Raw genomic sequence first — 4,872 nt, forward strand, 5'->3', positions numbered from 1 at the left:
GCCAGGGGTTTGCCCATTTCCAGGGTCATGAGCAGGGCGAGGTCGTCGGTGCGGGAGATGATGAGGTCGTAGGCGCGGCGCAGGATCTCGCTGCGCACGCGGGGTGGGGTGGCGGCCCAGGCGGGCTGGGCGGCGACCGCGGCGTCGGCGGCGCGGCGGCCGTCGGCGGGTGAGGCGTCGGCGACCCGGCACAGTTCCTCGCCGGTGGCCGGGTTGTCGACGGGCAGGGTCCGGCCGGACTCCGCGTCCTGCCAACTCCCCCCGATGAACAGCTGCTTGGGAACATCACGGACGACAGTCATGTCGATCTTCTCCTTGTGCGTGTGGAAGGTGCTGCCGACCGGTCAGCGGATGCGGTCCAGCGTCTTGTAGTAGGCGCCGGCGAAGGGCAGGAACCAGGCGGTGCCGTTGTAGAGGGGGATGCGGGGCGGGGCGATGTCGCGGACGGGGCTGACCTCGGGGTGGCCGTCCATCACCTCGGCCATGACGTGCCCCATGTGCGTGGCCATCTGCACGCCGTGGCCCGCGTAGCCCATCGAGTAGTAGACGCCGTCGTCGGTCTGCCCGGCGTGCACGATGCGGTCCATGGCGAAGCCGACGGAGCCACCCCACACGTATTCGATCTTGGTGCGGGAGAGCTGGGGGAAGATCTGGCACATCTCGCGGAACAGGACCGCTCCGCTCTTCTTGTCCGAGGTGGGGTCGGACGGGGCGAAGCGGGCGCGGCCGCCGAACAGCAGCCGGTTGTCCGGGGTGAGCCGGAAGTAGTGGCAGACCTTGTTGGAGTCCACGAGGAGGCGGGCCTTGGGGATGATGTCCCGGGCGAGTGCCTCGCCGAGCGGCTCGGTGACGATGATGAAGCTGCCCACACACACCTGCTGGCGGCGAAGCCAGGGGAAGTTCTTGTCGGTGTAGGCGTCGGTGGCCATCATGACCTGCCCGGCACGGATCACACCGCGCTCGGTGCTGACCTCGAACCGGCCGGCGGCGGTACGCCGCACCCCGATGGCCGCGTTGCGCTCATGGATCTCCACACCGGTGCGCTCGCACGCCTCGGCCATACCGCGCACGAAGCGGCCGACATGCAGTCCGGCGCTGAACGGGTCGAGCAGGCCACCGTGGTAGGCATCGGAGCCGATCTCGGACCGCAGCTCGGACTTGCCGATCAGTGTCGTCTCATGCCCGAAGTACTTGGCCAAGGCGCGCTGTTGGGCCTTCTTGCTCTCGAAGTGGGCGGGGCGGGAGGCGACGCCCAGGCGTCCGACGCGGCGGAACTGGCAGTCGATGGACTCCTCGTTCACCAGCCGCTCGACGGTGTCCACCGCCTCGCCGTAGGAGTTGTAGATCTCCCGGGCCCGCTCCAGTCCGTAACGGCGAATGGCCTGCTGCACGCCGATGGTGAAGCCCAGATTGGCCATGCCGCCGTTGCGGGCGGAGGCACCGGAGCCGATCTGGCCCTTCTCGACCAGGGTGACACGGGCGCCCTTGCGGGCGGAGTGCAGGGCGGTGGACAGACCCGTCAGGCCGGCGCCGACGACCACCAGGTCGACGTCCTCGGTCAGCGGCTTGCCGGACCGGTCGGGAAACGCCCCAGCGGTTTCTATCCAGTAGGGAATCGTCTTCATATCGGGTCCTTAGCGGGGAGTTTCGAAGAGGGAGGCGCGGCCGGGCACCACCAGGGGCCCGGCCGACGGCGCTGTCAGCGCGGTGACGGTCGGATCGACGTCGAACTGGAGGGGGCGTTGAAGACCGGGACCGGCAGGGTGCGGACGTCACGTCAGCCGCAGTCGGCCGGCGTCTTCTCCGGACTCGCTACCGCGTGTCCCAGCCGCATCTACAGGACCCTTTCGAGGAACGCCTGGGTTCGTTTCTCGCGCGGGTTGCCCAGGACTTCGCGGGCGTCGCCGCGTTCGACCGCGACGCCGCCGTCCATGAACAGCACCTCGTCGGCGACCTCGCGGGCGAAGCCCATCTCGTGGGTGACGACCAGCATGGTCATGCCGTTGCCGGCGAGGTCGCGCATGACGGCGAGTACTTCGCCCACTCGTTCCGGGTCCAGGGCGCTGGTGGGTTCGTCGAAGAGCATGATGGTGGGTTCCATCGCCAGCGCCCGGGCGATGGCCACGCGTTGCTGCTGGCCGCCGGAGAGCTGGGCGGGGTACTTGTGACCGCACCCCTCAAGACCGACCTTGGCCAGCAGCTCTCGCGCCTGCTCGCGGCAGGCCGCGCGGTTCTTCTTCTTCACCAGTACCGGTCCGGACATGACGTTGTCCTCGGCGGTCATGTTCGGGAACAGGTTGAACTGCTGGAAGACCATGCCGATGCGGGTGCGCTGCTCGGCCAGCCGCTTGGGGCGGACGGCGTGGTAGGCGTCGTCCTTCTCGACGTAGCCGAAGTCCTCGCCGTTGACCCGCAGGACACCGCGGTCGACGGTCTCCAGTCCGTTGATGCACCGCAGCAGGGTCGATTTCCCGGATCCGCTGGGGCCGATGATGCAGGAGATCTCCCCGGCCGCGACGGTCAGGTCGATGTCACGCAGGACCTGGTGACGTCCGTAGCTCTTGCACAGTTTGCGTGCGACGATCGTTCCGTCGGCGTTCACAGCAGGGACTCCCTCGTGGTGGGAACGGGCTGGCCCGCCCCCGGCTCGGCCGAGGTGGCGGCCGGGGTCAGCTGTGCCCGGGTCGAGCGGGAGAAACGGCGCTCGATCATGGACTGCGGCACGCTCAGCACCAGCGTCATGATCAGGTACCAGAGGCTGGCCACGATCAGCAGCGGAATCGTCTGGTAGTTGCGGGCGTAGATCGACTGTGCGCTGTTCAGCAGGTCGGCGACGCCGAGCACGCTCACCAGCGAGGTCTCCTTGAGCATGCCGATCACCTGGTTGCCGGTGGCCGGGACGACCGACGGCATGGTCTGCGGGATGATCACGCGCCGGAGCTTGGTGAATCCCGACATGCCCAGGGACTCCGCGGCCTCGTGCTGTCCGCGAGGAACCGAGGCGAACCCGCCGCGGATGATCTCCGACATGTAGGCCGCCTGGTTCAGCGTCAGTCCCACCACGGCCGCGGTCATCGGGGTCATGATCGCGTTCACGTTCACCGGCGTGGAGATGTCGGTGAACGGGATGCCGATCGAGATGTGCGGGTACAGCGCCGCGATGTTGAACCAGAAGATCAGCTGCACGAGCACCGGGGTGCCGCGGAAGAAGGCGATGTAGATCTGGGCCAGCCCGGAAATGGGCCGCTGATGCGACATCCGCATCACCGCCAGGACCAGCCCGAGCAGGGTGCTCAGCGCCATGCTGACCGCGGTGAGAAACAGCGTGATCAGCAGTCCGTTGAGAATCGATTGCGTGGTGAAGTAGCTGAACACCACCGGCCAGCGATAGTTCTCGTTCGTCACCGCCGTCCACACCAGACCGGCGACGATCGCGATCGCGACGGCCCAGGTGACATAGTCGCGCGGACGTTTCGGTGTGATGCGCTTCTTTTCTTCGGCCAGCAGTTGTGACACCGGTCGGCTCCTGGTCTTTGTACCGATCAGATCCGTGGACATGTCAGTCCTGCGGGACGGCCATGGCCGCGGTCTTGATCCCGAGGTCCTTCAGACCCCAGCGGCCCAGCGCCTGGGTGTACTTGGGATCGTCGATGATCGACTGGATGGCAGCCTGCACCGCCGGGGTCAGCGCAGAGTCCTTCTTCAGCGCGACGGCCACGGGCTTGGTGGCCACCAGGGGCTTGAGGACATCGAACGTCTTGGGCTGCTGCCGGGCCGCCCACTCGAGCGAGACGAAGTCGTACATCACCGCGTCGATCCGCTTGGAGACCAGCTGGGTCAGAGCGTCGTTCACGCTGGGCAGGGTCACCGCGTCGATGGCCGGCTTGCCCTTGCTCGTACAGTCCTGCTTGGACAGCTGGGGCAGCCACTGCAGCTCCGCGGTGCTGCCGGAGGTGACGGCGACGCGGTGCCCGCACAGCGTGTGGGTGCCCAGCTTCTGCGGGTTGCCGTAAGGGACGGACACTCCGGTGCCGGCATTGAAGTAGTCGATCATGTCGAGCACCTTCAGCCGGTCCTTCGTGGCGCCCATGGTGGAGGCGGTGAAGTCGTACCGGTTGGCCTGCAGGCCGGTGATGATGGTGTCGAACTTGACGTTGTTGATCTGCAGCTTCAGGCCGAGCTTGGCAGCGATCAGCCGCGCCATGTCCGGGTTGAACCCGATCGGGGTCTTGTTGTCCGACGCCATGAACGTGGTGGGCGGGTAGGCCAGGTCCATGGCCACCGAGAGCGTTCCCTTGGCCTTCACCGCCGCGGGCAGCAGCTTCACCGCCTTCGCATCCGGCTTCACGCCCACCGAGATGTCGTCGGTGTGCTCGGCCGACGCGCCGGATCCCCCGCCCTGGGTCGTGCTCTTCGACCCCACGTTCTGCCCGGTGCCGCTCGCCCCGCACGCGGTGAGCGCGAGGGCCAGGGCGGTCGTGACGATCGGGATGCTCAAGTGCCTGTTGACCTGCATGGCGGCGGCCACAGCGCCTGCGGTGCGGCGTACGGTTCTGCGGCCTGTCCGGTTGCTTTCCATGGCGGTGCCTCCTGGAGAACACGGGGGAATACGGGGATACGGGCGATACGGGGAATCCGTGATGCGGGGACGACGTGCGGATCGGACGGGGTGGGGTGGGACGTCGTCAGCCGGCGCCGGAAACGCGCAGGGCTCATGGGCGGCCACGCGAGACCGGGCGCCTGTCGGGAAGAAGGTGCTGAGTGAGCGGGTGTGCGTCGCGGGTCAGATGCCGAGCATGGTGTTGAGGTCGTCCAGGGACTTCACCGTGACGTAGTCGTAGCCGTGGGTGACCGGGTCGTAGCCGCGGTCCA

5 protein-coding genes are annotated in these 4,872 nt (G+C 67.5%); all 5 read right to left on the reverse strand.

Annotated features, from left to right (window positions below):
• Positions 1 to 302 (reverse strand): aldehyde dehydrogenase family protein (locus tag ABZ386_RS41935; RefSeq protein WP_358968764.1); only part of this gene is annotated, 302 nt, incomplete at its 3' end.
• Positions 303 to 344: 42 nt separating this feature from the next.
• Positions 345 to 1,625, reverse strand: coding sequence for an FAD-binding oxidoreductase (locus tag ABZ386_RS41940; protein ID WP_351349345.1), 1,281 nt, complete (start codon positions 1,623 to 1,625; stop codon positions 345 to 347).
• A gap of 209 nt (positions 1,626 to 1,834) precedes the next feature.
• Positions 1,835 to 2,602, reverse strand: coding sequence for an amino acid ABC transporter ATP-binding protein (locus ABZ386_RS41945; RefSeq protein WP_356504745.1), 768 nt, complete (start codon positions 2,600 to 2,602; stop codon positions 1,835 to 1,837).
• Entirely contained in the window at positions 2,599 to 3,558 is a 960-nt protein-coding gene (locus ABZ386_RS41950) for an amino acid ABC transporter permease (protein WP_351349339.1), read from the reverse strand. Before ABZ386_RS41950 ends, ABZ386_RS41945 begins: the two co-directional genes overlap by 4 nt.
• Before the next feature lies 1 nt (position 3,559).
• On the reverse strand, positions 3,560 to 4,579 hold the full coding sequence (locus tag ABZ386_RS41955) for an ABC transporter substrate-binding protein (RefSeq protein ID WP_351349336.1): 1,020 nt from the start codon (positions 4,577 to 4,579) through the stop codon (positions 3,560 to 3,562).
• Positions 4,580 to 4,872 lie beyond the last annotated feature (293 nt).

Source organism: Streptomyces sp. NPDC006140 (genome assembly GCF_040628815.1).
Classification (GTDB): domain Bacteria; phylum Actinomycetota; class Actinomycetes; order Streptomycetales; family Streptomycetaceae; genus Streptomyces.

Excerpts from the sequence above, each read along its gene's own strand:
- ABZ386_RS41955 (WP_351349336.1), bottom strand. The coding sequence starts at position 4,579 with ATGGAAAGCAACCGGACAGGCCGCAGAACCGTACGCCGCACCGCAGGC.
- ABZ386_RS41940 (WP_351349345.1), bottom strand. The coding sequence starts at position 1,625 with ATGAAGACGATTCCCTACTGGATAGAAACCGCTGGGGCGTTTCCCGAC.
- ABZ386_RS41950 (WP_351349339.1), bottom strand. The coding sequence starts at position 3,558 with ATGTCCACGGATCTGATCGGTACAAAGACCAGGAGCCGACCGGTGTCA.